We start from the raw sequence: 26,247 nt of genomic DNA, 5'->3' as shown, positions 1-26,247 counted from the left end.
CGTCCGTTCGATCTGCTACGCGGGCTCGCGCATGGGAGGCACAACCGGCTCGGGATTTGCCGGCTTCGCGGTCTTCTCCTGTGCCGGCAGCGCAAGACGCTTTCTGAACTCCCGGAGCAACAGCCACACGCTCAGGGCGGCCTGTAGCGTGGTCGTCGCGATCGACAAATACCAGACATGCTCCATCCGGAAGCCCGGCCACGTCGAGAGCCAGATCGACGGCACGGAATAGGTGAGAACCCGCGTCGCCGAGGTCCACAACACCGGCTTGGTGTTGCCAAGCCCCTGAAACATGCTGGAGCAGGTAAAGATCAGCCCCTGCGCCACCATGTTGAGCGAGACGAGGCGCAGGAACAGCGACGCAACCCCCATCGTCTCCTGATCCCTCGAGAAGCCGGCAAGCAACAGACCGGGTGCGAACTGCGCGAGGATCATGAAGACAATCATCACGGCGGTCGCGATAAGCGACGCCTTGACAAAGGTCTCCCGCACACGTGCTCCATTGCCGGCGCCGAAATTCTGGCCGGCGATGGGCCCTGCTGCGAGGGCGATGGCGAGCGCCGGCATCTGGATCAGCCCGAGGAGACGCGTCCCGATGCCAAACCCCGCCTGCGCCGCCGGGCCAAAAATGCTCAGCACGTAATAGCCCACGGCCATGATGATGAAGATCATCGCAAATTCCCCGCCGGCGGGCAGGCCGACATTGAGGATTCTCTTCCACTGCCGCAGCTGCGGCCGCCATTGCTCGGGGTGAAACGCGACGTAGCGCTCCAGCTTGAGGAAATAGCCGAGCAGCATCAGCACGCCGACGAAGACGGCGATCGAGCTGGCAAGGCCGGCACCGGCCACACCGAGCGCATGTCCGGTGCCCCAGCCCGTGATCAGCACCGGCGCCAGCGCGATGTTGATGACCACGGCCAGCGCCTGCACCAGCATGCTCGGCCGCACGATGCCGGTCGCCCGCAATGCGGACGCCATCACTTGCGTGGCGAATTGCAGCGCCAGCGCCGGCATGAACCAGAGCAGATAGACGGTACCGGCTTCGACCGTAGCTTCGTCGGCTGCAACCGCGCGCATGTAGGGGCGCGACAGCGCGAAGCCCGCGACCAATGTCAGGATCCCGAACAGCACCGACAGGACGACCGACTGGTTGAAGACCAGATTGGCGTCGCCGCGGTCCTTCCGCCCCACGGCATGCGCCATCAGCGCAACCGTGCCGACGCCGAGCACCTGCATCAGCGCATTGACCAGAAAGCCCGCATTGCCGGCCGCCGCGACGCCGGCGATCGCCGCCTCGCCCAGACCCGAGACGAAATACAGATCGACGAGCTGACAGATCATGATCGTGATCATGCCGACCACGATCGGAGGCGCCATGCTCAGGATGTGGCTCACGATGGAGCCGCGCGTCAGGTCCTTCATCTCATTCCATCCTTAACGGCGTGACCGCGGGACTTGCGTCCCGCTGCCGCGCGCCTCTCATTCCGCCGCTGCGATGCGCCCGAGCTCCACCACCTGGCGCTCGAACAGACCGCGATAGATGCCCCCTGGTTTGCTCGCGAGCATGGCATGGGTGCCTTGCTCGACGATCTCGCCGCGGTCGAACACCAGGATCCGATCGAGGCTGCGCACCGTCGACAGCCGGTGCGCGATCACGATCGAGGTCCGGCCCTTCATCAGCCGCTCCATCGCCTGCTGGATCAGCGCCTCCGATTCCGAATCGAGGCTCGAGGTCGCCTCGTCCAGGATCAGCACCGGCGCGTCCGCCAGGAAGGCGCGCGCCAGCGCCACGCGCTGCCGCTCGCCGCCCGACAGCTTCACGCCGCGCTCGCCAACCAGCGTGCCGTAGCCCTTCGGCAGGCGCAGGATGAAGTCGTGCGCATTCGCCAGCCGCGCCGCATGCTCGATGGCCTCCAGGCTGGCACCGGGCCGGCCATAGGCGATGTTCTCCGCAAGCGTGCGGTGGAACAGGATCGGCTCCTGCTGCACGATCGCGATCTGGCTGCGCAGCGATTGCTGCGTAGCGAGCGCGATGTCCTGCCCGTCGATCAGCACGCGGCCACCGGAGACGTCGTAGAGCCGCTGCACCAGCTTGACGAAGGTCGTCTTGCCGGAGCCGGAGCGGCCGACCAGGCCGACGCGCTCGCCGGCGCGGATCGTGACCGACAGTCCGTCATACAGTGGCGCGCGGTGGCCGCCATAGTGGAACGTGACGTCGTCGAACACGATCTCGCCGGCCTCGATCGCGATCGGCCGCGCACTGGCCGCATCGGCAATCCCGATCGGCTCGCCATGGATCGCCACCAATTCGTCCATGTCGTTGACCGAGCGCTGGAGGTTGTTGATGTGCATGCCGACGTCGCGCAGATAGGCGTGGATGACGTAATAGCTCGTCAGCACATAGGTGACGTCGCCGGGCGAGGCGTGCCCGGACATCCACAGCAGCACCGAGCCGCCGATCACGGACGCACGCAGGCATAGCAGCAGCGAGAGCTGCGCCATGGCCGTGTAGTTGTAGCGAAACCAGGTCCGCCGCACGCGCACGCGCCAGCGGTTGATGACGCGGGCGAGCCGCGTATCCTCGCGCGCTTCGGCGCCGAAGGATTTCACCACGGCGTTGCAGGTCAGCGCGTCCGCCAGCGTACCGCCGACCTTGGTGTCCCACGCGTTGGAGACGCGCGCGGCCGGCGCGATGTAGCGCGTCGAGAACAGCACGGTAATGGCGACGTAGAAAAGCGCGCCCACCGCGATCACCGCGCCGAGCGACGTCCAGTGCAGGCCGATCAGGACCATGGAGCCGATTAACACCAGCAGAGACGGCGCCAACGCCATCAGGATGGTGTCGTTGAGCAGGTCGAGCGCCCACATGCCGCGGGTGATCTTGCGCACGGTGGAGCCGGCAAAGGAGTTGGCGTGCCAGTCGGTCGAGAAGCGCTGGACGCGCGTGAAGGCCTCCTGGGCGACATCCGACATGATCTTGAGCGTGAACGGAACGATCGCCTGGAGACCGATCAACCTCAGCACCACGGAGGCCGCACCGAGCGCCACGATGGCGCCGAACGCGACCAGCGCCGCGCGGCGCGCGTCGGGATCGGACGAGCCGCGCGTCAGCGCATCGACCAGATGTCCGGAGAATACCGGCATGAACAGGTCGGCGATGGTTGCGCCCAGCAGGCCGCCGGCCACGATCAGGCCGCGTCCGGGCTGCTTCAGCCAGTGCCGGAATACGAAGGGCAGCACCACGCGTATGGCTGCGGGCCTTTTTGACAGAGAGGTCATGACATTATCCGGCCGCTTTCGGCGCGGGCCGGCTCCATCGACGGACGCAAGCCCGCCACGGAGGGCTGACCGGCGTCACTCACAACTGATTTTGACTTGGGAAGTGGAGAGATCGGGACTCGTGACCCGATCGAATCTGGCGGAAGGGGCCTCTAACAGGCCGCGTACATACCGAACCAGGCGATCATCGAGCGCGGGCGTACGATCTGCGAATGCGACGAAATCATGCAAATCCCTCCCCGGTTGGCTTCAATGAGGTGCGCTTTATAGATGTATCGTTTCCGGTTTGCAACGGGGCTCCCGCAAGATCACGGACGAGTGTTGCAATTTGGTGCGTGGCGCCTTGGTCCGGCATCACCGCCGCCTCAATCTCCGCTGTCATGCCCCGGCTTGACCGGGGCATCCAGTACTCCGCGGCGATAGTTAGCTCACACAACTTCCGCCGCGGAGTACTGGATCGCCCGCCTCCGCGGGCGATGACACCTCGTAAGCCGCTTGCCTAATGCGCGTCGCCGCCACCGGTCATCGATGCCGGTTTGCTCAGCAGCGTGACCAGCAGGCTGAGGCCGAGATAAAACAGCGTCAGCGCGAAGAAGGCGTCGCCAAAGCTCATCACCACGGCCTGGCGGTGCACGATCTGGCTGAGCTGCTTCATCGCCATCAGCGTGGAATCGCCGAGCCCCTGGAATTTCTGCATGAACATGGTCAGGGTTTCGGTCGCGGTCGCATTGCCCCAGGTCACCCGCTCCTGAAGGCGGGTGATGTGCAGGTCGGTGCGATTGTTGAGCACGGTGTTGATGACGGCAAGGCCGACCGCGCCGCCGAGATTGCGCATCAGGTTGAACAGGCCGGAGGCGTTCTTCACCCTGTCGGGTGCCAGCGTTCCGAGCGCGATGTTGTTGGTCGGCACCATCGCGAACATCATGCCGATGCCGCGCAGGATCTGCGGCACCAGCAGCTCGTAGAAATCGTAGTCGCGCGTGATCCATGTCATCTGGTAGGAGCCGATCGCGAACACGACGAGGCCGAACGCGATCATGTAGCGCATGTCGACCTTCACCATGAGACGGCCGACCAGCGGCGCGACCAGGAACATGGTGATGCCGGAGACGAACATGGTCTCGCCGATCATCAGGGCGCTGTAGCCGCGCACCTCGGCGAGATAGCGCGGATAGATGTAGGTCAGGCCGTAGAGGCCGATGCCGATGCAGAACTGCAGGACGCAGCCGATCGCGAAATTGCGGTTGGAGAAGGTGCGCAAATTGACGATCGGTTCGGCCGCGGTGAAGACGCGCCAGAAGAAGGCGATGGCCGAGATCGCGCAGATCCAGGCGCAGATCGCAACGGACGTGTCCTGCATCCACTCATGTTGCGGACCTTCCTCCAGCACGTATTCCAGCGTGCCGAGGAAGCCGGCCATGAAGAGCAGGCCCCACCAGTCGAAGCGGTCGAGCAGCTCGAAATGCGGCTCGTCGAAATCGACCAGCGCCAGCACGCCCAGGGTGATGCCGATGCCGGGCACGACGTTGATGAAGAACAGCCAGTTCCACGACATCAGATCGGTGATGTAGCCGCCGACCGTCGGGCCGATCGTGGGAGCCAGGGTCGCAACAAGCCCGATGATGGGACCGACGATGTGGAATTTGGAGCGCGGGAATACGGTATAGGCCGAGGCGAACACGGTCGGGATCATGCCGGCGCCCAAAAAGCCCTGAAGGGCACGCCAGAGGATCATCTCCTCGATCGTGGTGGCGAAGCCGCAGAGCAGGCTCGAGGCCGTGAAGCCCGCGGCCGAGATCGCGAACAGCAGCCGCGTGCCGAAAGCGCGCGACAAAAAGCCCGACAGCGGGATCGCGATCACCTCGGCGATCAGATAGGCGGTCTGGACCCAGGCGACCTCGCTGGAGCTTGCCGACAGGCCGGCCTGGATTTCACTGAGGGACGCCGAGACGATCTGGATGTCCAGGATCGACATGAACATCCCGAACACCATGATGATGAAGGCGAACAGCCGCTTCGGCGCGATGCGCTCCGAGTCGGGGTTCGCCATCATGGCGGGTGAGGCGGTGGTGGCGTTGGCCATGGTCTGACCTCGCAGCGCTCGATTTGTGGCTACTGCGGGTGGATCGCGGTGGGATCGTCGAGATCGATCTCGCTGTCGGCGTCGGCCGCGCCCTTGTTGGTATCGACGGTCGCATACACCGACATGCCGGCGCGGAGCAGGTTCTGCTTCGCCACCGACTTCGGCACGCGGATGCGGACCGGCACGCGCTGCACGATCTTGGTGAAGTTGCCGGTGGCGTTGTCGGGTGGCAGCAGCGTGAACACCGAGCCCGCGCCCGCTGCGATGCTGTCGACGATTCCGGAGAACTTGCGCATGCCGTAGGCATCGACCTTGATTGTCACCGGCTGGCCGGGACGGATGCGCTTGAGCTGCGTTTCCTTGAAATTGGCATCGATATAGACGTCGTCGAGCGGCACGATGTTGCCGAGGCGCTGGCCGACCGCGACGAAGTCGCCGGCGCTGACGAGGCGGTTCGAGAACGTGCCGTCGACCGGCGCGCGCACCGCGGTGAAGGCGAGATCGCGCTCGGCCTTGGCGAGCGAGGTCTTGAGCTCGGCGAGCTGCGCCTGCGCTTCGGCCTGCTGCGCCTTGGTGACGTGGACATTGCTGACCGCGACGTCGTAGGCGGCCTGGGCGGCCTTGACCGCGGCGGCGCCCTGGTCGCGTCCGGCTTCCGAGCTTTCGAACGTGGCGCGCGAAGCAAAGCCCTTGCTGCTCAGCGCCTGCTGGCGCTCATAATCGAGATCGGCGCGCTTGAGGCCCGCCTCGGCCGAGACGAGCTGCGCCTTGGCCTGTGCAACCTGGCTGTCGAGCGCTGCAATCTGGCGGCCGATGCGATCGATGGTGGCCTGCTGGGTCGCGATCCTGGTCGCGGCGGCATCGACCGCGATCTTGTAGTCGCCGTCATCGATGCGGAAGACGACGTCGCCGGCGCGCACGGTCGTGTTGTCGCCGGCGAGGATCGAAGAGATGTGGCCGGCAACGCGCGCGCCCAGCATGGTGTTGTTGGCGCGGACATAGGCGTCGTCGGTGGCGACGTAGAAGCGGCCGACCAGCGTGTAGTAGCCGGCATAGCTCCCGGCCGCGAGCGCCAGCACGAGGCCAACACCCATCAGGACGAATTTGCGCTTGCCGGGCTTCGGCGCGTCGGCGGCAGCGGGTGCAGCCGGCTTGTCGGTCACGGGCGTCTCCGGCACCTCATTGGTGCGGCGCTTGGTTTCCTCGGCCACATGAGAGCGCAACTGCTCGGCAAGGGCGACGGATTTCTCGGTCGCAGCTTCACTGCCGGCCTGCCCCGGCGTCGTCTCCACCGCTTCCTGGCGAAGGACACGCGCAGCCTGGTCTCTCGATACGGCCATAAAGGCCTCCCCAACAAAAAAGCAGCGACCAGGGACGGCCGTCCTGCGGCCGGTTCCCTCTCGCCCATCCCAAATATCATTGACCGAACGGTTCGGTCAACATAGATAATATTCCCGGGCAGGACCCTACTGGCCCGAATCCTTTATTTGGGTTTCATGGGTCGAGCCCGATCCAGAAACCTTCCGAGACGCTGAACCAATGGTTGTAGCCGGCCGCGAACATCTCCACGTCGTCCAGGAGGAGGACAGCTCCAAGCGCCGCCAGATCCTGGACGGAGCCCGCAAGGTGTTCATGGATCTCGGTTTCGACGGCGCCAGCATGGGCGAGATCGCGCGCGCCGCGCAGGTCTCCAAGGGCACGCTCTACGTCTACTTCGCCGACAAATGCGCGCTGTTCGAAGCCATCCTCGAGCAGGAGGCGCTCCAGCACGGCCAGGTCGTTTTCAATTTCGATCCCGCGCGCGACGCCGAGACCACGTTGAAGGATTTTGGCCGGGCCTATATCCATCTGCTGTGCCGGCCCGGCGGCGGTTCGGCGATCCGCACCGTGATGGCGATCGCCGAGCGCATGCCTGACGTGGGCCGCCGCTATTATCTGCGCGTGCTGGACAAGACCATCAACCGGCTCTCCGAATATCTCAAAATCCATGTCGCTTCCGGCGATCTCAAGATCGACGATTGCGACCTTGCCGCGTCGCAGTTCATGGAGCTGTGCAAGGCCTCGCTCTTCCTGCCGTTCGTTTTCCAGGCCGCGCCCGCGCCTTCGGAAGAGCGCATGACCGAGGTCGTCGACAGCGCGACGCGGATGTTTCTGGCGGCGTACCGCGCGACGTAGCAGCAGCGGGCCACGCGTTGCGCAGGCCGCTGCCGCGGCACTATATTAAGCGCCATGTCCCGTGATCTTCGCCCGCCTGTCGATATCCTCCATTACGAGATCGTCCAGGAACAGGCCTCAGCGCTTGGACGGATGGGCAGTGCACTCGAACAGAGCCTTGCGCGCTTGCGCGAATTCGACGCCGCGCACGCGCACGCGGAGACGCCGACCTCGATGCAACCGGCGAGGCGCAAGCTGGTGATGGAAGCCGGCCAGGCGCTCTGGATGCTCGTGGTGCAACGTGAGGCGACCGGCTTGCGCGACAGCCGCCATATCATGCGGACCTACAACGTTCCGGGCGAGGTGCAGCGGTGCATGGGGCTGGTCCCCGCACCGTCGAAGCCGGCCTCGAAGTGACTGCCCGGCACCCCGGAGCTAGGCCCCGATCTCTTCCATCTTGCGCCACCCATGCAGGACGCGGCGCCCCTCCCGGGTGAATGCGAAGCAATTGCCGCCGCCGGCCGCCTGATCGTGAACGCGATCGATGGCATGACCGGCTTGGTGACAGAACAGCAGCGTGCCGACGGCACCGTGGCCGACGAAGAGAACATCGCCGGGACGGTTGCGGGCGAGCACCGCCTCGGTCTCGCGCACGATGCGCGCCTGCGCATCGACGGCGCGCTCCCAGCCGCGGACGCTGAGATGTGGCTGCGCGAAAAACTGGTCGGCGACCTCCTCGAACTCGGCCGGTTTCAGGAAGCCGGTCGCCGAACGGTCGTTCTCATGCATGGCCTCGCGGATCTCGATCATGAGTCCGAGGCGGCCTGCGATGATCTCCGCGGTCTCGATCGCCTTGCGCTCGGCGCTCGAGACGATCTGCGTGGTGCTCGCGAGCCAGCCCGCATTCGCCAGCGCTTCGGCGCGCGCGCGACCGACCGAACTCAGGCCCCATTGCGGCACCGGCACGGCGGGATCGATTTGCACCTGCGGATGGGTGAGATAGCGGACGATATCGGCGGTCATCTTACTCGTCGGCGTACTCGTCCTCTTCCTGCTTGCGCGTCGCGCTCTTGCGCGTTCCGAGCGAGCCCGTGACATAGGGATCACGCCGACCGGCGTAAGGGTTGCGCTGCTGGGCGCGGCCGGCGACCTCGTCGCCCGAGACGGCGGCGGGCTGGCAGATCAGGCGGCGGCTGGCGCGGCGCATCAGATCCACATGGATATGATCGTAGTGATAGACGTTCGAGCCCGGCGCGAGCACCGTGGTGAAATGCGCGCACGCGCCCGATTGCACGTCGCGCAGGAACCCCTGCTCTTCCGGCATGCCGCGCCAGCCGTCCTTCACGGTGACGCGGCGACCGTCGGCGAGCACGAAGGCGGCGATGTCGAGCGCGTTGCCGAAGGCGTGCTCGGAAATGTGGGCGTGCGAGTTGCCGTTCATGCCACGGCAGGAATAGGCGGAGATCTGCTTGATCTCGACGACGCGGGCGCCGAACCAGCGCATCGCCGATGGCTGCACGGTGTCGGCGAGCCAGCGATCGAGCTCGGACACGATCGGGCAGGCGAGCGTCGCGGTCGGCTTGATCGCGACGGGGCCGACGGCGATGACGGGATTGCCCTGCGCCGGACCAAGACGCGGCAAAGGTTGCTGCGCGGGCGCCTGCGAGTACGGCGCCGGCCGCGCCGGATAGCTCGGCGCATTCATGTAGCGTGCGGCGCCCGCGGCATCGGTGCCTTCGGGCGGCAGGTCGATCTCGTCCTCTTGCTGTGCCACGCCGGGCGCGTTCAGCGACATCGGGCCGGCCGCGTTGCCATAGCCGGAGGGCTGGCGCACCGCGCTCTCGGGATAGTTCGACCGCTGCGGGTAGGAGGCTGAGGGATAGTTCTGGCTCTGCGGAGGGTTCGATCGCGGCTGCGTCACCGGCCACCGCGGCTGGTTGCCGATGCTCCCCGGCGGGCGCAGTTCCTCGTCGGCAAAGCCATAGCTGCTCGAGGCTTCGCCGATGGCAGCGACCTTCAACGGGAACTCGGCACCGCACATGCCGGGGCCCGAGATCGGGTCGATGCGGACGAGATCCGGCCCCTCTTTCACCGCGCCCGATTTCAGGCATGCGGCCTCGGCCTCGGCCCGCCACGGTTCACGTTCGGCCTGGAAAAAGCCGCGTCCGCAACCCGCCAGCGAAACAAGGACGATGGAGCCGACGAGATACAAACGAACTCCGCGCGTCATGCACGTACGTTCGGTGAATTTACTTAAAGACTCTTCAACGTGTTGATTTTAGTGTTCTTTAACCATACCGGCGCGCACACGCATACGCCGCCCGGCAGCAGCGGAAGCAAGGCTGACTTTTTCGGAAAGAGACTCTCTGTTAACTATAATGCGCTCGCACGGGGGCAACAGCGGGAGCGATTTTATGACGTTCGCCGGGAGACTGAGCGTTGTTACCGCGTGCCTCGCCATGGCCTTTGTCGGCGCCATCGTGCTCGGCATGATCTAGAGACATCACCGACCGCATCACGGGATTGCCCGGCGGCGCCGGATCATCCGGCCGTCGAGCCTATTGCCGTGCTCAGAAATTCGAGCAGGACGATCCCGTGACGCCGCCGATCTTGAAGTCGTGGCAGACGAGACCGGGATTATCGGGATCGGGATAGCCGTCGTCCTTCTCGCGATCCGTATGACTGAAGCGCCAGCCCCGCATGCGCATGCAGCGCTTGTATTGCGCGGAGGTCACCGTGCCGTTCTGCGGCGCGCCGAGCTGCGCGTCGCAGAACGCGCTGTCGACATGCAGCGCATCGTCGCCGCGCTGCTGCTTCAGCATGTTGTTCCAGATGTCGGTGTCGGCGTGGGCTGGGATCGCGCAGCCGATCAGCAGCGCGGCGATGAGGCCTAAACGTTTCATGTTGGCTCTCCTTGCATGCGTCATCAGCCATCGGTCGCGTGCAAGCGAGAAGCAGGTTCGGTGCAGGACGATTACAAATTGGACAGGGGCAAGCTGCCACACTCCCCTGGAGGGGAGGGTAAAAGAAACGCTACGACCTTGCGCCCCACTGCCGTGATGTCGTGATCACCTTCTGCTGCCGCTCCTCGACGCGCGTCCAGTCGTTGCCGGAGCACCAGAAGTGGCCGAGCGCGCAGGCTTCGACGCGGAGCCTGCCGGAAGCCGTCAGCGTCATCGTCCCATAATAGGTGCTGCCGCTGGAACGGCTGTAGATGCTGCCGGTCCAGGCCTCGTGCGTTTTCGGCTTCATGTTGACGAGCACGCTTTCGCCCCGGCTCAAGGCTTCGGTCAGCGCATAGCCGCACAGCGCGGCGCCGCAGCGTTCGATGCGAACCGTGCCCTTGGCGCCGGCGCTCTCCCATTCGCCGAGCGGCGAATAAGCCGGCTCGTTATCGCTGACCTGGGCGATCGATGAAGTCTCGTCGGGCCTCGGAGCGACGGCCGTCGCCTCCATGCGCGGCGGATCGAGCAGGACGGTCTTCGGCGGATCCATGCGCGGCAGCTCAACTCTCGGCGGATCGGGGCTCGGCGCCTCGAGTCTTGGCGGCGGCAAGACAACGGGCTGCGATGTGGCAGCGGCCATGACGGGGGCGGGCGGCGCGGGCGGTGTCACGACGACGGCCGCTGGCGCCGGCCTGACCGGAGCTGCCGGACAAGCCGGTTGCGACGGCGCGACCGCGGGCGGCGGAGCAGATGTCGTGTCGACGTCGTTCGTCGGCCGGAACCTGCGATTGGATGAAACCGACACGCAGGAAGCAGACCGGCAATTCCGCGGCGCCTCGACATGAAACCGGTGGCCGCCGATCGAGAAGGTGTAGGAACCGGCTTGGGCTGACGACGCCATCGCCGCCAAAGCGATCAATGTGCCAAGCGATGTCGCAAGCCGCTTCATCGGTGCCTCCCTCTGTGTCGCGACGAGGTTACGCGGGCTGACTTGCCGCTGAATGTGCGCTGCCTCACCCAGCCGACGCGGTCCGTTGTGACGTCCATCACAGAAGGCGGGACAGGCCCGGCGTAGGATCGAACCACGCTTCATCCACCAGCGACACCAGTTCAGACCGGCACAATTTTCAGAGGTTGCCATGAACAAGCTCACCATCGCCGCCACCGCGCTCTTCCTCGCTTCGACCGCCGCCGCGCATGCCGGCAATTCGATTGCGTTCCAGATCGAAGGCCAGCACATCCGCATCGAGACGCCGCCCAACTGCGCCTCGCTCGATTGCGTGACGATCGTCGCACCGGGCCTGTCGGACAAGCCGATCAAGCTGAACAACATCAACCTCAAGGGCCTCGGCGGCTCCAAGGACGACGACGACACCACGCCAGCTCCGTCCACGACGACCGCGCAGCCCGCGCCGGCTCCGGTGCAGCAGCAGCCCGTGCAACAGGCGCCGCTGCAGGCGACCGCGCCGGCAGCGCCTGCTGTCGCCGCCCCCGCGGCGCCCGCCACGACGGTTGCCGCCGCTCCGGCCGCCGGCTACGACAACACCGCGCCGGTCACGGCTCCCGTTGCCGCGCCCGCACCGGTCGCGATTGCTCCCGCGCCCGCTCCGGCGCCGGTTGCTGCCGCGCCCGTGCAAGCCGCCAATACGCCGATCGGCGTCTGGGCGACCGAAGAGAACAAGGGCAATGTCCGCGTCGAACAGTGCGGCGCCAATCTCTGCGGTTACGCCGTGAAGTCCAACGAGCGCATCCTGATCAACATGAAGCCCGACGGCGCGAAGTGGAGCGGCCGCATCCACGATCCCGACTCCGGCCGCAACTACGACTCCATGATCGCGATGAAGGGCCCGAATGCGATGCGCGTGCAGGGCTGCGCCTTCGGCGGCATGTTCTGCGGCGGCCAGACCTGGAAGCGCGTGAGCTGACATCAACGATGTCATCCTCGACAGGTGCACAATGATCGTCATGCCCGGGCTTGTCCCGCCTGCGCGGCCGAAGCCGCTTCGGCGAGGAGAAGGCCCGGGCATCCACGTTCTCAGTACCGCGCGTCAAGGCGTGGATGGCCGGAACAAGTCCGGCCATGACGATCCGAGAGACACTGCGCCACAAGCAAGCAAACTCTATCCCCTCACCCTGAGGAGCCTGCGCAGCAGGCGTCTCGAAGGGCGAGGCCCGAATCAACAGCTGGGCCTCTATGGTTCGAGACGCGCGCAAGGGCGCGCTCCTCACCATGAGGGGAGAGAGCGCCGTTTGAACGTTCGCCCCGTCCATGCGACACATGTTCATCCGCCATTCAGCTAACCCCGGCTGATATCGGCCGATCTCGCCTCGCGCTCTCACCGGGACTTCCTCGTGACATCAATGGTGGCTTGGCGCCGCTTCGTCTTCGCGCTTCCGTTGCTGGCGTTGCCGCTGGCCGGCGCGAGCGTGGCGCTCGCATCCGATGCAATCGAGCTTGCGCAGGCCCAGCCCCAAGCGCAGCCAAATCCCACCCCGTCCCCGACGCCGTCGGCTTCACCTGCGCCCGCCACGGACGCGCAACCCGCTGCCGTCGAGCCGATCGGCAACGTCGCGACCGTGACGGGGATCGCAACCGTGGTCCGCGACAAGAACTCGTATCCGCTGCGCGTGCGCGACGACATCTATCTCAACGACGTCGTGCAGACCTCGTCGAACTCCTCGCTCGGCATCACCTTCAACGACGCCACCACGTTCAACCTCTCCGCCAGCGCCAAGATCACCATCGACAATTACGTCTATGAGGACGGCGGCAAGCAAATTTCGGCGATCTTCGACATCGGCAAGGGCACCGTTGCCTTCGTTGCGGCAGCCGTGGCGAAGACCGGCGACATGAAGATCGCAACGCCGACCGCAACGCTCGGCATCCGCGGCACCACCGGCGTCGTCGACGTTCCCGAAGGCGCGGCGGCCAGTGCTGCGAATAACGTCAACATCAAGCTCTATCCCGACGCCGACGGCCGGGTCGGCCACATCGAGGTCAACGATCGCACCAGCGGCACGCGACTCGGCGCGTTGACGCAGGCCGCAAGCGGTTTTGCGATCCGCCCGGGCGCCGGAGGCACAGGCGGCATGCGCTTTGCCGCCGTGCCGATCACGATCGCTCCGCAGCAGATCACGCGCGACCGCGGCTTCGTCAGCCAGGTGCATCTGGCGCAGACCACGGGCCGGCAGATCGTCACCGAGCAGCGCGACTTCCGCCGTGCCAATCCGACCGCAATCAGCCGCATTCCGCGGCCGACCCAGCCACCGCAGCAGCAGCAATTGCGGCCGACGACAGCACCCGGTCAGCAGCCGCAGCGGCCGAACGGCCAGCCCGGCCAGAACAACCGTCCGGGCCAGCAGCAGCCGGGCACGCCGGGCCGCCAGGGCGCGCAGCCGCCGCAGCGGCAAGGACAAGGCGGCGCCGTGCAACCGGGTACGCCGCGCGCGGGCCAGGGTCAGCAGCAGCGAGGCCAGCAGCAGCAGGGCCAGCAGCAACCAGGTCAGCAGCAAGGTGCGGGACAGCCGGCAGGTGCGCCGCGTACTGGACAAGGCACGCAGCCCGGCGGCGCGTTGCAGACGCAGCCACAGCGAAACGGACAGACCCCGGCGCAGCCCGGCGGAGTCGTGCCGTCACAGCCGGGCACGGCGCCGCAGCCGCAAACGCCGCGCACCGGATTGCAGCCGGGCCAGCCGCCCGCGGCTCAGCAGCCAGGCGGCATCCAGCGCCAGGGCGGATTCCAGCAGCGCCTCCCCGCCGCGCAACGTCCCGCAGCACCGCGCAGACCGGCGCCCGCTCCGAAGGAGAAGAAAGAGCGGCGGTGAACGGTGCCTCCCCTCACCCTGAGGAGCTTGCGAAGCAAGCATCTCGAAGGGCGAGGCCACAGTCGGGCCGCATGGTTCGAGACGCGCGCGGTGCGCGCTCCTCACCATGAGGGCCGACGTCGAGTGCGCGGCCCTCTCCTCCGTCATTGCGAGCGAAGCGAAGCAATCCAGAATCTTTCCGCTGAGGGACTCTGGATTGCTTCGCTGCACTCGCAATGACGACTTGGAGGGAACTAAGGCTCCCACAAACTTGCTAGCTCGCGGATGTTTCCAAACTCGCGAGCAGAGCAGCGTGAAGACAATTTACGCCTCTCCCCGCAGCCAGGCCTTCACCTTCTGCAACAGCCCATGAGGCAGCTCGCCAACTGACGCGGCTTCGGCGGGCGTCAGCGTCTGCAAAGCTACATCGATGTCGTCGGTTGCTGGCGCCGGCTCGGGCACCGGCGTAGGCTCAAGCCCGGCCGCCGCGAGCGCGATCGGACCGACCTGCACCAGGAACGCGCGCTCATATTCACGCGACAGGCGCGCGAGCGCATCCTCCAGCGTGAGCCAGTCGACCGCCTTGATGTCGTTCATCAGCTTGCGAACGGGACCGCCCTCGGCCTCCATGCGCCAGAAATGCACGACCTTGGAGCGCCCTCCCGACTGGTAGACGAGCGTGCCGAGGAATTCGTGGATGGCCACATCGTGGCCGGTCTCTTCCAGCACCTCGCGGTGCGCGGCTTCCTTCGGCGTCTCGCCGTCGTCGAGCTTGCCCTTGGGCAAAACCCATTCGTTGCGCTTGCGCTGGCGCACGACCGCAACCAGCGGCGGTGCGCCACGCCGCAGCACAATACCACCCGCCGCCATCACCGGCGCCCGCGCCATCACAACATTCCGTGTCGATCCAATCGGCCCGCCGACGATATAGGCTGCCGACGCGGCGGATTGAAGGCTAGTTCTTCTTCAACAGCGCTTGACCTGCGCGAATGCGGGTGCCCTCGCCGATGCCGTCGCAGAAGTTGAAATCACCCGGCGCCAGGATGATGATGGTGGAGCCGTGCTCGAACCAGCCGAGTTCCTCGCCCTTGGTCACGTTGACGTCGCAGGGGAAATTGACCGGGCCGCGAGTCTGCGCGTTCAGCACCATGTCGAGGAAGTGCAGGCGGATGCTCGCGACCAGGATCGCGGCGACCGGCACCAGCGTCACGGCTTCGCCGGTCGACAAATGCGTGCGGATCACCGCGCGCTCGTTCTTGCAGAACAGACGCTCGACCCGCTTCAGCGCGATCGGGTTGACGTTCCAGACGTCGCCATGGATCAGCGTGACGCGCTCGATATGTGCATCATAGGGCGCATGGAAGCGGTGATACATGCTCGAGGTCAACCGCAGCGTGACGAAGCTTCCGTTGCGGTGCTGATCCACGAGCGCGGAGTCACCGAGCAGGTCGAGCAGCGAATAGGGCGCGCCCTTGACCTGGAACAGCTCGGTGTCGGCGATCCGGCCATGGGCGCCGACGATGCCGTCCGAGGGGCTGGCGACAATGGAGGGGTCGGGATCAAAGGGCCGCAGCCCCGGCTTGAGTTCCCGGGTGAAACAATCGTGCAGACTCCTAAAGTGGGTCTTGCGCGCCTCCGATAGATCGAGGTCGGAAAACAGCTTCCACAGCGCGATCGAGAAGTCCCTGACGAGCGGGTTCTCGATCTTGGAGAATCGGCCCATGAAGCGGGTCAGGGCCGCGCGGGGGATGCGGTTGGTCAACAGGAAGTTGAGGTCTTCCTGCTGGGTGAAAGAGGCAATGAGGGCTTTGACTGTCATGAATCTGTCAGCTCGCAGTATTAGCGCTTGTTGTCATGGAAACGACACTCCCGATTCTCTCATTTTCCGTGGCCGCCGCAGCGTCCGCTGCCGCCGCCTTCCCGAAGATCAAAGCGCGGATCGAACTGTCCCGCGCCAAGCACCGGTCGCTCGCCGGACACTCCAAGATGTCGCGCCGGGTGGCCAAGCTGCTCCCGTTCTACGAGTTCGAGGGCGACAAGTACTTCGGCTGCGACGGCGCGCCTGATAACGTGGTGCAGCAGCGCAAGGACGCCTTCTTCCGCCTCGCCAGCCTTTACGCCGAGCGCTACCCCAAGGGCCGCGCGATGACGAAGGAAGCGGCGGAAAAGATCTCCGACCTGCACTTCACCGAAACCTACCGCGTGCCGTTCCAGTTCTCGCGCCTCGTCCGCGAGCATCTGGGCACCTCGACCTTCATGGAATCGTCCAGCGGCGTCACCGTCACGGATGTCGACGGCAACACCTCCTACGACCTCACCGGATCCTACGGCGTCAACATCTTCGGCAACGACTTCTACAAGGAGTGCATCGAGGGCTCGGAGAAGCGCGCGCATGCACTCGGACCCGTGCTCGGCCCCTACCACCCCGTCATCCTCGAGAACGTGCAGCGGCTCTGCCAGATCTCGGGCCTCGACGAGGTCTCGTTCCACATGTCCGGCACCGAGGCCGTGATGCAGGCGGTGCGGCTGGCGCGCTACCACACCAAGCGCACCCATCTCGTCCGTTTCGCCGGCGCTTATCACGGCTGGTGGGGCGACGTGCAGCCCGGCGTCGGCAACCCCATTCCCGCGCACGAGACCTACACCCTCGCCGAGATGTCCGAGAAGACGCTGCACGTGCTGCGCACGCGCAAGGACATCGCCTGCGTCCTGGTCAATCCGTTGCAGGGCCTGCATCCGAACGGCAACGCGCCCGGCGATTCCTCGCTGGTCGATTCCTCCCGCGGCGGCAACTTTGACCGCGCGGCGTATACCGAGTGGCTCAAGAAGCTGCGCGAAGTCTGCACCGAGCGCGGCATCGCGCTGATCTTCGACGAGGTCTTCGTCGGCTTCCGTCTCGCCGCCGGCGGCGCCCAGGAGTACTTTGGCGTCAAGGCCGACATGGTGACCTACGGCAAGAGCCTTGCCGGCGGCCTGCCGGTCGGCGTCGTCTGCGGCAAGAAGGAATTGATGCGCCGCTTCCGCGACGATCGTCCCGCCGATATCTGCTTCGCCCGCGGCACCTTCAACTCGCACCCCTACGTCATGACGGCGATGGACGAGTTCTTGAGCCGCCTCGCCAGCCCGAACTTCCGTGCCATCTATGATGGGCTGGACGCTACCTGGAACGGCCGCGCGCAAAAGCTCAACCAGATGATGACCGACGCCGACCTGCCGGTGCGGTTCGCCAACTTCTCGTCGATCTGGACGGTGAAATACACCACCCCGTCCCGCTACAACTGGATGCTGCAATACTATCTGCGCGCCGAAGGCCTGTCGCTGAGCTGGGTCGGCACTGGCCGACTGATCTTCAGCCTGAACTACACCGACGCCGATTTCACCGAGGTCGCCGAGCGGTTCGTTCGCGCCGCCGAGAAGATGAAAGCCGACGGCTTCTGGTGGCACGACGGCGTGCTCACCAACAAGAATATCAAGCGGCAGATTTTGAAAGAGATGCTGGCCAAGCGTTTCGGGCGCTGAGGCTTTCTCACTCTTAACCCCGATCACCGCCCGCCCTTCTCCCTCGCCCCGCCCTTGTCCGCCGAAGCCTTGGCGAAGGCGGATGCGGGGCCGCGACGAGCTACGCTCGCGCTGAGAGGGTCGGGGTGAGGGGGAGTCTCCGCGCATGCGGTGAGAGTTGATCAACGATCCACTAGCAGCCCCCCCGCGGAGAGCCCCCCTCACCCGGCTTTGCGCTACGCGCAAATCCGACCTCTCCCCGCAAGCGGGGCGAGGTGAAGAGAGCGCTGGGCTCCGCTGAGTCACTTTAAAGGTATCCCCAAGACGTGGATGCCCGGCACGAGGCCGGGCATGACGTAACCATCAGACATCGGAGTGTTGTGTGAGAACAGCGCGCTCAGGCGTGCTGCTCTTCGAGCGTGGGCTCGGAGATCAAACCCAGCGTGTGCTCGGGGTTGAGGTGCAGGCCGGGATCCATCAGCTCGCCGCGCATCAGGGCGAGCGGCGCGCTACGATAGAGCATCAGGTCGTGGAAGGGATCGGTCAGGATCTTGGTCATCCAGACTAGGCCGGTCTCGACATCGCGGATGAAGAACAGGTGCACGGTGCGGAACAACAGACCGCCGCCGCCGATCACCAGCCAGATCTTGGCGACCTGCCGCATGAAATCGGTCGCGCTCGCCCAGGGCGTGAACAGGCCGAACAGCGTCGGATCGACAACCAGCACCAGCGGCGACAGCGCCCAGATCGCCATCAGCACCACTTTGCGCTGAAGGTTGTAGCCGACCTTGATGTCTTCCTTGTACTCGTGCGTCGCCTGGTTGATGTGGTCGTAATCGTGCGGCTCGAAGAAGAAGTGACCGGCCTGGCGCGAGGTCATCGACACCAGCCAGCCGACCAGCGCCGAGATCATGGGATCGACGAACAGCCAGACATAGGCGAAGAGAAAGCTCAGCGCGCTGACGAAGTGCAGGCTCTGATTGATGCGGCTGTGGTGATAGTAGCGATGGTCGTCCCAGCGCTGGATCCGCAGCTGCTCGAGATAATTCTTGATCATGCTCTCCCCCAAAATGCTTTCGGGTTCAGGATTTACAGGGATTCGATGTAGGCCGTGTGACATCATCATTTTGTCATGTGACGATGTGCAGCGGCGCGATGACGCACGTGTTACTCTCTCCCCTCATCCTGAGGAGCGCGGAACGCGCGTCTCGAAGGATGAAGGCCGAGCTGCATCAGCACGGGCCTTCATGGTTCGAGACGGCGCTTACGCGCCTCCTCACCATAAGGAGTGACGGTCAGGCTGCCTTGGCGACGTCGACCTTGCGGAAGCGCACCAGCGAGAAATGGCCGAGCGGCGGAATCAGGCGGCGCTCGGCGAGCTCGATGCCCTTGGCACCGGAGAGCCACTTCGCATAACGCGACCAGGCGAACTCGGCGGTGCGGAAGCCGAGCGGACGCACCACCGGCTGGAGCTTCTGCTCGATGAAGCGGCGCATGCCGGTATCCGCGCTGACGCGGGTGAGGATGATCAGCTCGCCGCCCGGGCGCAGCACGCGGGCGAATTCGTCGAGCGCCACTTCCGGGTTCGGCACGGCGGTGACGACATATTGCGCCATCACGACGTCGAAGGAATTGTCGGGGAATTCGAGCTTCTCGGCGTCCATCACCGCGAGGCCCTCGACATTCTTCAGATTGCCCTCGGTGACGCGCTGGCGCGCCTTGTCGAGCATCGCTTCCGAAATGTCGGTGCCGAAGATGCGCAGATGCGGCGCGTAGAGCGGCAGCGAGATGCCGGTGCCGACGCCGACCTCGAGCACACGGCCCCCGATCTTGTTGGTGGCCGCGATCGCGGCCTGCCGGCCCTTGGCGAACACGCCGCCGAACACGAGATCGTAGACGGGCGCCCAGCGGTCATAGGCCTGCTCAACCGTGCCACGGGTGAGGTCGAGCTGCTGGGTGCCGTCAAGGTTCATGATCTTAGCCATCGATGAGGTTCTCGCTGTGGGTCAAACGTTGCAGATCAGCCGCGCACCGGCCGCCGCGCCATGACCGGCGAGGCGCGCAGGATGCGGCTGGGCTGAAGTGAGGTGAGGTTTCCGACGAACTGCCGCGCGCTGTTTTCCCAGGAACGCTCCAGCGCGAAGTTACGGCAGGTCTCGCGCGACATGGTGAGCGCGCGGAGGCACGCGGTACGCAGATCATGGTCGATCGCGCCGATCGGATGATCGGCGATGACGTCCTTGGGGCCCGTCACCGGAAACGCCGCCACCGGCGTGCCGCAGGCGAGCGCCTCGAGTTGCACCACACCGAACGTGTCGGTCAGGCTCGGGAAGACGAAGACATCGGCGGCGGCGAGATGCGCGGTCAGATCCGCGCCCTTCTTCTCGCCGAGGAAGACGGCATCCGGATATTTCTTTTCGAGCGCCGCCTTCTGCGGGCCGTCGCCGACGACGACCTTGGTGCCGGGCATGTCGAGCGAGAGGAACGCTTCGAGGTTCTTCTCCACCGCGACGCGGCCCATGGTCATGAAGATCGGGCCCGGCAAATCGAGCTTGGCCGGGCTGTCTGGATGAAACAGCTCGGTGTTGACGCCGCGCGTCCAGAAGCCGAGCCGCTTGAAGCCGCGCTCGGAGAGCTCCTGCCGCAGCGAAGGCGTCGCCACCATGGTCATCGCGGCGGCATCGTGGAAGTGGCGCAGCACGGCATAGCCGACGGCATCAGGGATACCGGTCCGCACCGAGATGTATTCGGGAAAGCGCGTCGTGTAGGAGGTGGTGAAGGCAAGGCGGTTGCGGCGGCAATAAGCGCGCGCGGCCCAGCCGATCGGCCCCTCGGTCGCGATGTGCAGCGCTTCCGGCGCGGCCTTCTCGATCCGCCGCGCGATCTCCTTGCCGCTCGGCAGCGCGATGCGCAGGCCCGGATAGGTCGGTAGCGGCCAGGACCGAAAGCCGTCCGGGGTGAGGAAGTCGATCTCGACGTCGAGCGCCTTGGCCGCATTCGCCAGCGAGGTCAGCGTCCGGACCACACCGTTAACCTGCGGATGCCAGGCGTCAGTCGCGATTAATACCCGCATGGGGAAATCCCGAGAGTTTGATGATTCTCGGCTTAGGACCATCAACCACGGATATTTCAGGCGTGTGACGTCACAGAAGTGTCGGCCCGCTGTTTTGTTGGTTAACGGGTCCGCGCCGCCACGAAACCGTCATGAAACAAATCCTTTCCGCCATGAAACCGTTTTCGGTTTTCCGCGCAAAGCTCCCGAAACGTTTTGTCGTTAGTGATTTGGGCAACGGAGCACCGAAACGGTGCCGCGGTGGTCAAGAAACACCGATCAAACAGGGGCGATCAATGATCAATCTGGACACGTTCAAGACGTATTCGTGCGCCGTTGCGCTCAGCGCCGTCGCGATCTCCGCAATCGCATTTGCCGGTCCGGTGAAGGCTGCGCCCGTGCAGCTCTTCCCCTTCTTCCAGCCGCTGCCGCCGATGGCCGCGCCGCAGCCTTACCAGCCCTATCAGGCGACGCCTTACCAGGCCGCGCCGTCCGAGGATCAGGATGCGGTCGAGATGCCGGCGCGCTTCCGCCGCCAGACCGTCTCCTATGCGACGCGTGAGGCGCCGGGCACCATCATCATCGATACGCCCAACACCTATCTCTATTACGTGCTCGGCAACGGCCAGGCCGTTCGCTACGGCATCGGCGTCGGCCGCGACGGCTTCACCTGGTCCGGCGTACAGTCGGTGACCAAGAAGGCCGAGTGGCCGGATTGGACCCCGCCGCCGGAAATGATCGCCCGCCAGCCCTATTTGCCGCGCCACATGGCCGGCGGCCCCGGCAACCCGCTCGGCGCGCGCGCCATGTATCTCGGCGGCACCATCTACCGCATCCACGGCACTAACGCCCCCGACACGATCGGCAAGCACGTCTCGTCCGGCTGCATCCGCCTGACCAACGACGACGTCACCGACCTCTACTCCCGCGTCAACGTCGGCACCAAGGTGATCGTGCTGCCGATGACGGAACGCCGCGCGGATCTCGGCGCCGCAACGCGCTAACGCGACAGGACATTGTGACGCAAACGGCCCCGGAACCCACCGGGGCCGTTTTCGTTTGCATCATGCTCTCCGGGCGGCCTCGCCTGGAGAAGCACTGTTCGGAGGCGCGGATGCGATCACGCCTGCAAAGGTCGCCAGGTCCATGGCTGCGCTCGATCGTTGGTGCCGGCGCATTGACGCTGCTCCTGTCAGCGCCCCCTTCGCTCGCCCAGCAGCCGGCGAACGACGAGGCGGCCCAGCAGGCTTTCAACAATTCCTGTCGCACCTGCCACTCGGTGAAGGATGGCGACAATCGCCTCGGTCCCAATCTCAGCAAGATCGTGGGACGCAAGGCCGGCTCGCTGCCGGACTACAACTACTCTCCGTCGATGAAGGACGCCGGCTTCGTCTGGGACCGGGACAAGCTGACCCGCTTCATGGTCAAGCCGGATGAGGTCGTGTCCGGCAACAAGATGCAGCCCTATGGCGGCGTCTCCGCGGAGGACGCGGCTAGGGTGGTTGCGTATCTGCAGGCGACATCGGGTTCACAGTAGCGGGCCACGGTGCACCGCTGCATTTTGGTTTGCGATGCGATTGCGGCGCATCCTTCGAGACGCCCGCCTCCGGCGGGCTCCTCAGGATGAGGGCGGAGTGCGTGGCCGCAAATCTGTCCACAGTGCTTGCACCACGTCATGGATGCCAGTTAGCCTCATCCTGAGGAGACCGCGAAGCGGTCGTCTCGAAGGATGGGGCGGGCACGATGACAGAAGGCGCGTACCTCTACATTCTCAGATGCGTCGACGGCAGCTATTACATCGGCACGACGCGCACCGAGCTTGAGCTCAGAATCGCGCAGCACAACGCTGGCACGTTCGGCGGCTATACGAAGTCACGCAGGCCCGTGACCCTGGTCTTCTCGCAATGGTTCGACCGGATTACCGACGCGATCGAATGCGAGCGCAAGCTCAAGAAATGGAGCCGCGCCAAGAAGGAAGCCTTCATGCGCGGAGATTTTGCCGAGCTGCATGAATTGGCAAAGCGCGGATCTCATCATCCTTCGAGACGCCCACCCGCGGCGGGCTCCTCAGGATGAGGGCGGAGTGCGCGGCTCGAGGTTTTCCTCGAAGGACCTGCACTAACCTACGAAGCGCTAGTTAGCCTCATCCTGAGGAGCGCGCTCTTGCGCGCGTCTCGAAGGACGAGGCGTTCACACCGGCGGAAGCCGCTTACCGCTTACCGCGCCCGCCGCCGCTCCGCGATCAGCCTCAGCCATGCCGCTGAATGAAACGCGCTCATCAGCAGATACATCGGCACCATCCCACTCAGCACGGAGCCGTACCCGGCGGCACACAGCATGTCCGCCGGGCCGCCGAGCACGGCCGTCAGCACGGCCATGATCGCGAAGGTCGGCGTCGCCGCCAGAGCCAGCCATCTGGCGAGGTGGCGTGCGGCCACCACGCCATCGCGGCTCGCGCCGGTGGCCACGTTGGCGGGACTAGTCACGGCCTTCCGCGGCCTCGTCGCGAAAGGCCTTCTCGCCGGCCGTCGAGATCTCGACCCATTTCTTGTCGGGCGCAGCGCCTTCCGCGTAGCTGTCGTGCCAGTTCCACCATTTGTAGGTCGGCGTCTGCGGATAGCCCTTTGGCGAGTCCTCCCAGACCTCCTGGCGGCCGAGCGGCGTGATGTCGAGATAGTTCCAGGTGCCGCCCATCTGCTCGTCGCCGCGGCTCTTGATGAAGTAGGTGCGGAAGATGCGGTCGCCGTCGCGGTAGAACACGTTGGTGCCGTGCCATTCGTCGACGCCGAAATCGGCGTCGAAACTGTCGGTGACGGTGACCCAGGGCATGGTCCAGCCCATCCGCTGCTTCAGCCTGATGATGTCGGCCTGGGGCGCGCGCGAGGCGAACACGAGCGTGGTGTCGCGGGCGTTCAGATGCGAGACATGGGCGACCTGGTCGGCCACCATGGAGCAGCCCCGGCAGGCTTGATCGGGCCAGCCGAGCACGCCCGGCTCGAAGAAGGCCCGGTAGACGATCAGCTGCCGCCGGCCCTGGAACAGATCCACCAGACTGATCTTGCCGCCGGGCCCCTCGAACGCATAGGTTTTGGTGACTTCCATCCACGGCATGCGCCGGCGCTCGGCGGCGAGGGCGTCGCGGGTACGGGTATGCGCCTTTTCCTTCACGAGCAGTTGCTGACGGGCGGCCTCCCAGTCCTGCGGCGACACCACCGGCGGTGTTTGCATGGCGGCCTGTCCGTTAGTTCCTGCGTTGTCTGCTGATGTCATCATGGCTCTCCATTCCTCTTGCCCGGGCGGTCATTCCGCGTCGCGCTACGACGGACGCGGAACCGCTCGACCCTCACCGCACATTGTCGGTCGTCAACGATTTCTGGCACCAAGCGGTTGCGCGGAGGGAGTAACAAGTGTGGCGGGATTTGAATGGACTCGCTGATCACGGCCGCCGCGCGCGCGCTTGAGGCCGGCGATCCGCTCGGCGCGCTGAACCGCGTTGCGCTGCGCAACGATGCACCGTCGCTGGCGCTACGCGGCATCGCGATGGCGCAGCTCGGCGATCTCGCGAAGGCGAAGACGCTGCTGCGGAGCGCTGCGCGCGCGTTCGGTCCGAGAGAGGCGGTGGCGCGCGCAAGATGCGTGGTGGCCGAAGCCGAGATCGCGCTCGTCTCGCGCGACCTGAGCTGGCCGGTGAAAACGCTCGCAGCGGCCCGCGCGACGCTCGAACAGCACGGCGATCTCGCCAATGCAGCTCATGCAGGCCACATCGAGGCGCGCCGCCTCCTCCTCGTCGGGCAGCTCGACGAAGCCGAGCGCACGCTGGCCGAGCTCAGCCCCTCCCCGCTCCCGCCTGCCTCTCAGGTCGTCCGCGAGCTCGTGGTCGCCGGCATCGCCATCAGACGACTGAGAGCGAAAGATGCGCGCGCGGCGCTCAACCGCGCGGCTCACGCAGCGCGGCAGGCGAAGATCCCGGCGCTCGTGGCCGAGGTCGACAACGCGAACCTGATCCTCGACACGCCGGCGGCGCGCCTGATCGCGCGCGGCAGCGAGCATCCGTTGTTGCTCGGGGAGGTCGAGAGACTGGCGACCTCGACGGCGCTCGTCGTGGACACCTTTCATCATGCCCTGCGCAGGCAAGGCCGCGTCGTATCGCTCGGAACGCGCCCGGTGCTGTTCGCGCTCGCCCGCCTCCTGGCGCAGGCATGGCCCGCCGATGTCTCGCGAGAGGCGCTGATATCAGGCGCGTTCCGGGCGAAGCACGCCGACGAATCGCATCGCGCGCGGTTGCGCGTGGAGATCGGGCGGCTCCGCACCCAGCTCAAGCCGCTGGCCGACATCAGCGCGACGAAGCAGGGTTTTGTGCTGGCGCCGCGCAAGACGCGCGACGTCCTCGTGCTGGCACGTCCCGTCGAGGAGAAGCACGCCGCGGTGCTCGCCGTCCTCTCCGACGGCGAGCCCTGGTCAAGCTCGGCGCTCGCGCTGGCGCTGGGGACGAGCGCCCGCACCGTGCAGCGGGCCCTCGAAGAGCTGGCGCGGTCGAACAAGGTGCAATCGTTCGGACACGGCCGGGCACGGCGCTGGATGACCCCGCCCGTCCCGGGTTTCCCGACAGGCTTGTTACTCCCCGGACCGCTCCTGAAGGCGTAAGTTGGATCACATCAGAGGGATCAAGCACATGAAGCGTTCCGCCGCCGAGATCGTCAGGGAGTACGGACCTTTTGCGGGTGTCGAGGCCGTGCATGGCGTCACCTACGACGGCACCCATGTCTGGTTCGCATCCGGCGACAAGCTGAATGCGGTCGATCCGGCCAACGGCAAGATCGCACGCTGCATCGATGTCGCCGCGCATGCGGGGACGGCGTTCGACGGCCGGCACCTGTTCCAGATCGCCGAGGATCGCATCCAGAAGATCGACGCCGCCACCGGCAAGGTGATCAGCACGATTCCGGCCCCGGGCGGCGGCGGCGATTCCGGATTGGCCTGGGCGGAGGGCTCGCTGTGGGTCGGTCAGTATCGCGAGCGCAAGATCCATCAGGTCGATCCGGAGACGGGAAAGATCCTCCGCACCATCGAAAGCAAGCGCTTCGTGACCGGCGTCACCTGGGTCGACGGCGAGCTCTGGCATGGCACCTGGGAGGGCGAGGAAAGCGATTTGCGGCGGATCGATCCCGAGACCGGCAAGGTGCTGGAGCAGCTCGACCTGCCCGCCGGGACGATGGTGTCAGGATTGGAGTCCGACGGCGGCGACCGCTTCTTCTGCGGCGGTGGCGATCGCGGCAATGTGAGGGCGGTTCGCCGCCCGCGGCGCAGCTAAGGTGCGCGATGACGGATGCGCGGCACCGATGCTGCCGCAACCGTTAATCTGTTCGCCCCAATTCCACCCCACCGGTGCGCTCTAGCGCCCCCCTCGCCTGCCCTGTAGACTTCCGACCCTG

At 65.7% G+C, this 26,247-nt stretch carries 25 protein-coding genes; 10 read left to right on the top strand and 15 right to left on the bottom strand.

Translation table 11 applies throughout. The features are described from left to right. Positions 1 to 15: 15 nt before the first annotated feature. From AB7531_RS09660 to AB7531_RS09645, 4 genes are all read right to left on the bottom strand, one after another. A complete protein-coding gene (locus AB7531_RS09660; protein WP_063981527.1) occupies positions 16 to 1,422 on the bottom strand; it encodes an MATE family efflux transporter in 1,407 nt (468 codons plus the stop codon). Positions 1,423 to 1,479: 57 nt separating this feature from the next. Continuing rightward, entirely contained in the window at positions 1,480 to 3,279 is a 1,800-nt protein-coding gene (locus AB7531_RS09655; RefSeq protein WP_063981526.1) for an ABC transporter ATP-binding protein, read from the bottom strand. A gap of 499 nt (positions 3,280 to 3,778) precedes the next feature. After that, positions 3,779 to 5,362, bottom strand: coding sequence for a DHA2 family efflux MFS transporter permease subunit (locus AB7531_RS09650; RefSeq protein ID WP_063981525.1), 1,584 nt, complete (start codon positions 5,360 to 5,362; stop codon positions 3,779 to 3,781). 29 nt (positions 5,363 to 5,391) lie between these two features. Next, positions 5,392 to 6,702, bottom strand: a complete 1,311-nt coding sequence (locus tag AB7531_RS09645) for an HlyD family efflux transporter periplasmic adaptor subunit (RefSeq protein WP_441279936.1) — start codon at positions 6,700 to 6,702, stop codon at positions 5,392 to 5,394. A 199-nt stretch (positions 6,703 to 6,901) separates the two neighbouring features. On the opposite strand from AB7531_RS09645, the gene AB7531_RS09640 reads away from it, so the two are divergent. Both AB7531_RS09640 and AB7531_RS09635 read left to right on the top strand, forming a co-directional pair. Continuing rightward, positions 6,902 to 7,537: a TetR/AcrR family transcriptional regulator gene (locus AB7531_RS09640; RefSeq protein ID WP_063981523.1), complete on the top strand. Its 636-nt coding sequence runs from the start codon at positions 6,902 to 6,904 to the stop codon at positions 7,535 to 7,537. Positions 7,538 to 7,591: 54 nt separating this feature from the next. After that, the gene (locus AB7531_RS09635; protein WP_063981522.1) at positions 7,592 to 7,933 is read left to right on the top strand and encodes a DUF6665 family protein; all 342 of its coding nucleotides are present in this window, start codon (positions 7,592 to 7,594) and stop codon (positions 7,931 to 7,933) included. A gap of 18 nt (positions 7,934 to 7,951) precedes the next feature. Here AB7531_RS09635 and AB7531_RS09630 read toward each other — a convergent pair whose 3' ends face one another. The 4 genes from AB7531_RS09630 to AB7531_RS09615 form a co-directional block, all read right to left on the bottom strand. Further along, complete coding sequence (locus AB7531_RS09630) at positions 7,952 to 8,539, bottom strand: histidine phosphatase family protein (RefSeq protein ID WP_063981521.1); 588 nt, start codon at positions 8,537 to 8,539, stop codon at positions 7,952 to 7,954. A gap of 1 nt (position 8,540) precedes the next feature. Then, positions 8,541 to 9,746, bottom strand: a complete 1,206-nt coding sequence (locus tag AB7531_RS09625; protein ID WP_063981520.1) for an extensin-like domain-containing protein — start codon at positions 9,744 to 9,746, stop codon at positions 8,541 to 8,543. A gap of 340 nt (positions 9,747 to 10,086) precedes the next feature. Then, a complete protein-coding gene (locus AB7531_RS09620) occupies positions 10,087 to 10,419 on the bottom strand; it encodes a hypothetical protein (protein WP_063981519.1) in 333 nt (110 codons plus the stop codon). Between the two features lie 130 nt (positions 10,420 to 10,549). Next, the gene (locus AB7531_RS09615; RefSeq protein ID WP_063981518.1) at positions 10,550 to 11,410 is read right to left on the bottom strand and encodes a DUF2147 domain-containing protein; all 861 of its coding nucleotides are present in this window, start codon (positions 11,408 to 11,410) and stop codon (positions 10,550 to 10,552) included. A gap of 190 nt (positions 11,411 to 11,600) precedes the next feature. Here AB7531_RS09615 and AB7531_RS09610 point away from each other — a divergent pair, with 190 nt between their 5' ends. Both AB7531_RS09610 and AB7531_RS09605 read left to right on the top strand, forming a co-directional pair. Next, positions 11,601 to 12,386, top strand: a complete 786-nt coding sequence (locus AB7531_RS09610; RefSeq protein ID WP_283017507.1) for a DUF2147 domain-containing protein — start codon at positions 11,601 to 11,603, stop codon at positions 12,384 to 12,386. Positions 12,387 to 12,822: 436 nt separating this feature from the next. Then, positions 12,823 to 14,286: a FecR domain-containing protein gene (locus tag AB7531_RS09605; RefSeq protein WP_354097265.1), complete on the top strand. Its 1,464-nt coding sequence runs from the start codon at positions 12,823 to 12,825 to the stop codon at positions 14,284 to 14,286. 303 nt (positions 14,287 to 14,589) lie between these two features. On the opposite strand, the gene AB7531_RS09600 is transcribed toward AB7531_RS09605, so the two are convergent. Both AB7531_RS09600 and asd read right to left on the bottom strand, forming a co-directional pair. Further along, the gene (locus AB7531_RS09600; RefSeq protein WP_063981515.1) at positions 14,590 to 15,153 is read right to left on the bottom strand and encodes an NUDIX hydrolase; all 564 of its coding nucleotides are present in this window, start codon (positions 15,151 to 15,153) and stop codon (positions 14,590 to 14,592) included. 67 nt (positions 15,154 to 15,220) lie between these two features. Next, positions 15,221 to 16,084 (bottom strand): archaetidylserine decarboxylase, encoded by an 864-nt coding sequence (gene asd, locus AB7531_RS09595; protein WP_063981514.1) that lies wholly within the window; start codon positions 16,082 to 16,084, stop codon positions 15,221 to 15,223. Between the two features lie 35 nt (positions 16,085 to 16,119). Between asd and AB7531_RS09590 the strand changes: the two genes are divergently transcribed. Then, entirely contained in the window at positions 16,120 to 17,784 is a 1,665-nt protein-coding gene (locus tag AB7531_RS09590) for an aminotransferase class III-fold pyridoxal phosphate-dependent enzyme (protein WP_063981513.1), read from the top strand. A gap of 376 nt (positions 17,785 to 18,160) precedes the next feature. On the opposite strand, the gene AB7531_RS09585 is transcribed toward AB7531_RS09590, so the two are convergent. From AB7531_RS09585 to AB7531_RS09575, 3 genes are all read right to left on the bottom strand, one after another. Continuing rightward, positions 18,161 to 18,820, bottom strand: a complete 660-nt coding sequence (locus tag AB7531_RS09585) for a hypothetical protein (RefSeq protein ID WP_014492925.1) — start codon at positions 18,818 to 18,820, stop codon at positions 18,161 to 18,163. Between the two features lie 238 nt (positions 18,821 to 19,058). Beyond that, on the bottom strand, positions 19,059 to 19,748 hold the full coding sequence (locus AB7531_RS09580; protein WP_063981512.1) for a class I SAM-dependent methyltransferase: 690 nt from the start codon (positions 19,746 to 19,748) through the stop codon (positions 19,059 to 19,061). Between the two features lie 35 nt (positions 19,749 to 19,783). Continuing rightward, positions 19,784 to 20,836 (bottom strand): glycosyltransferase family 4 protein, encoded by a 1,053-nt coding sequence (locus AB7531_RS09575; RefSeq protein WP_063981511.1) that lies wholly within the window; start codon positions 20,834 to 20,836, stop codon positions 19,784 to 19,786. Between the two features lie 275 nt (positions 20,837 to 21,111). Here AB7531_RS09575 and AB7531_RS09570 point away from each other — a divergent pair, with 275 nt between their 5' ends. From AB7531_RS09570 to AB7531_RS09560, 3 genes are all read left to right on the top strand, one after another. Further along, positions 21,112 to 21,819 (top strand): L,D-transpeptidase, encoded by a 708-nt coding sequence (locus AB7531_RS09570; RefSeq protein WP_063981510.1) that lies wholly within the window; start codon positions 21,112 to 21,114, stop codon positions 21,817 to 21,819. Between the two features lie 110 nt (positions 21,820 to 21,929). Continuing rightward, positions 21,930 to 22,352, top strand: coding sequence for a c-type cytochrome (locus tag AB7531_RS09565; protein WP_063986139.1), 423 nt, complete (start codon positions 21,930 to 21,932; stop codon positions 22,350 to 22,352). Positions 22,353 to 22,558: 206 nt separating this feature from the next. After that, positions 22,559 to 22,891 (top strand): GIY-YIG nuclease family protein, encoded by a 333-nt coding sequence (locus AB7531_RS09560; RefSeq protein WP_063981509.1) that lies wholly within the window; start codon positions 22,559 to 22,561, stop codon positions 22,889 to 22,891. Between the two features lie 140 nt (positions 22,892 to 23,031). On the opposite strand, the gene AB7531_RS09555 is transcribed toward AB7531_RS09560, so the two are convergent. Then, positions 23,032 to 23,301 carry a hypothetical protein gene (locus AB7531_RS09555; RefSeq protein WP_063981508.1) on the bottom strand — a complete coding sequence of 90 codons (270 nt, stop codon included), beginning with the start codon at positions 23,299 to 23,301 and terminating at the stop codon, positions 23,032 to 23,034. Further along, the gene (locus AB7531_RS09550; RefSeq protein WP_063981507.1) at positions 23,294 to 24,088 is read right to left on the bottom strand and encodes a DUF899 domain-containing protein; all 795 of its coding nucleotides are present in this window, start codon (positions 24,086 to 24,088) and stop codon (positions 23,294 to 23,296) included. The genes AB7531_RS09555 and AB7531_RS09550 overlap by 8 nt, the downstream gene beginning before the upstream one ends. 150 nt (positions 24,089 to 24,238) lie before the next feature. Here AB7531_RS09550 and AB7531_RS09545 point away from each other — a divergent pair, with 150 nt between their 5' ends. Both AB7531_RS09545 and AB7531_RS09540 read left to right on the top strand, forming a co-directional pair. Further along, positions 24,239 to 25,459, top strand: coding sequence for a hypothetical protein (locus AB7531_RS09545; RefSeq protein WP_063981506.1), 1,221 nt, complete (start codon positions 24,239 to 24,241; stop codon positions 25,457 to 25,459). A 28-nt stretch (positions 25,460 to 25,487) separates the two neighbouring features. After that, positions 25,488 to 26,126, top strand: a complete 639-nt coding sequence (locus AB7531_RS09540; protein ID WP_063981505.1) for a Vgb family protein — start codon at positions 25,488 to 25,490, stop codon at positions 26,124 to 26,126. The last annotated feature ends 121 nt before the right edge of the window (positions 26,127 to 26,247 follow it).

The organism is Bradyrhizobium sp. 63_E2_N1_3 (assembly GCF_052076005.1).
Taxonomy (GTDB): Bacteria; Pseudomonadota; Alphaproteobacteria; order Rhizobiales; family Xanthobacteraceae; genus Bradyrhizobium; species Bradyrhizobium barranii.
This window is presented reverse-complemented; position numbering and strand designations above follow the sequence as displayed.

Coding starts and splice junctions, on each gene's coding strand:
- AB7531_RS09660 (WP_063981527.1), bottom strand. CDS start 1,422: ATGAAGGACCTGACGCGCGGCTCCATCGTGAGCCACATCCTGAGCATG.
- AB7531_RS09655 (WP_063981526.1), bottom strand. CDS start 3,279: ATGACCTCTCTGTCAAAAAGGCCCGCAGCCATACGCGTGGTGCTGCCC.
- AB7531_RS09650 (WP_063981525.1), bottom strand. CDS start 5,362: ATGGCCAACGCCACCACCGCCTCACCCGCCATGATGGCGAACCCCGAC.
- AB7531_RS09645 (WP_441279936.1), bottom strand. CDS start 6,702: ATGGCCGTATCGAGAGACCAGGCTGCGCGTGTCCTTCGCCAGGAAGCG.
- AB7531_RS09640 (WP_063981523.1), top strand. CDS start 6,902: ATGGTTGTAGCCGGCCGCGAACATCTCCACGTCGTCCAGGAGGAGGAC.
- AB7531_RS09635 (WP_063981522.1), top strand. CDS start 7,592: ATGTCCCGTGATCTTCGCCCGCCTGTCGATATCCTCCATTACGAGATC.
- AB7531_RS09630 (WP_063981521.1), bottom strand. CDS start 8,539: ATGACCGCCGATATCGTCCGCTATCTCACCCATCCGCAGGTGCAAATC.
- AB7531_RS09625 (WP_063981520.1), bottom strand. CDS start 9,746: ATGACGCGCGGAGTTCGTTTGTATCTCGTCGGCTCCATCGTCCTTGTT.
- AB7531_RS09620 (WP_063981519.1), bottom strand. CDS start 10,419: ATGAAACGTTTAGGCCTCATCGCCGCGCTGCTGATCGGCTGCGCGATC.
- AB7531_RS09615 (WP_063981518.1), bottom strand. CDS start 11,410: ATGAAGCGGCTTGCGACATCGCTTGGCACATTGATCGCTTTGGCGGCG.
- AB7531_RS09610 (WP_283017507.1), top strand. CDS start 11,601: ATGAACAAGCTCACCATCGCCGCCACCGCGCTCTTCCTCGCTTCGACC.
- AB7531_RS09605 (WP_354097265.1), top strand. CDS start 12,823: ATGGTGGCTTGGCGCCGCTTCGTCTTCGCGCTTCCGTTGCTGGCGTTG.
- AB7531_RS09600 (WP_063981515.1), bottom strand. CDS start 15,153: ATGGCGCGGGCGCCGGTGATGGCGGCGGGTGGTATTGTGCTGCGGCGT.
- asd (WP_063981514.1), bottom strand. CDS start 16,084: ATGACAGTCAAAGCCCTCATTGCCTCTTTCACCCAGCAGGAAGACCTC.
- AB7531_RS09590 (WP_063981513.1), top strand. CDS start 16,120: ATGGAAACGACACTCCCGATTCTCTCATTTTCCGTGGCCGCCGCAGCG.
- AB7531_RS09585 (WP_014492925.1), bottom strand. CDS start 18,820: ATGATCAAGAATTATCTCGAGCAGCTGCGGATCCAGCGCTGGGACGAC.
- AB7531_RS09580 (WP_063981512.1), bottom strand. CDS start 19,748: ATGGCTAAGATCATGAACCTTGACGGCACCCAGCAGCTCGACCTCACC.
- AB7531_RS09575 (WP_063981511.1), bottom strand. CDS start 20,836: ATGCGGGTATTAATCGCGACTGACGCCTGGCATCCGCAGGTTAACGGT.
- AB7531_RS09570 (WP_063981510.1), top strand. CDS start 21,112: ATGATCAATCTGGACACGTTCAAGACGTATTCGTGCGCCGTTGCGCTC.
- AB7531_RS09565 (WP_063986139.1), top strand. CDS start 21,930: ATGCGATCACGCCTGCAAAGGTCGCCAGGTCCATGGCTGCGCTCGATC.
- AB7531_RS09560 (WP_063981509.1), top strand. CDS start 22,559: ATGACAGAAGGCGCGTACCTCTACATTCTCAGATGCGTCGACGGCAGC.
- AB7531_RS09550 (WP_063981507.1), bottom strand. CDS start 24,088: ATGATGACATCAGCAGACAACGCAGGAACTAACGGACAGGCCGCCATG.
- AB7531_RS09545 (WP_063981506.1), top strand. CDS start 24,239: ATGGACTCGCTGATCACGGCCGCCGCGCGCGCGCTTGAGGCCGGCGAT.
- AB7531_RS09540 (WP_063981505.1), top strand. CDS start 25,488: ATGAAGCGTTCCGCCGCCGAGATCGTCAGGGAGTACGGACCTTTTGCG.